Genomic DNA, 503 nt, shown 5'->3' on the forward strand with positions numbered 1-503 from the left:
TTCTGGGCCAGAGTCGAACCAGAAACAAGGGTGGACGATGCTGTCGTCGTGGTGCTGCCAGCCACATCCAGATCTGCTCCTGTTGAAAAAGCAACTACATTACCGCCACCTGTATCACGAACCGTAATTTCCGATGCACCTAACTGGCTCAACTGAATATAACCCAAGGTACTCATGTCTTTACGGCGCATAATATCGTATACACCGCCAGTTTGAGCGGTGATACTGGTAGCTGTTAATTGAATTGCCCGTCCATCTGTAGAAGTGAGGGAGAGCACTCCTGCGTTATCAACACTAGCGAATACGCCATGCTGTGATGTCTTCCCGTTAATGGTCTTAACAAGGGCACCGTCAGAATCATTAAGCTGAACATTTATTTGCCCAATAACAATCCCATTCACAGCAAAATCAGCATCGGTAGATCCTGCCGCAAGACTTAAGCTGGTTGTACTGCCCACAACAGTTCTGGCGGAAACGCCGAGAACGTCACTCAGCTTGTTAAT

At 47.9% G+C, this 503-nt stretch carries 1 pseudogene (running past one end of the window); it reads right to left on the reverse strand.

Going from position 1 to position 503, the window contains the following annotated elements:
* Positions 1–503: pseudogene (locus HQK80_10875) on the reverse strand (flagellar protein FlaB); it runs 654 nt beyond the window's last position.

The sequence above is a fragment of the Desulfobulbaceae bacterium genome, assembly GCA_015231515.1.
GTDB lineage: Bacteria > Desulfobacterota > Desulfobulbia > Desulfobulbales > VMSU01 > JADGBM01.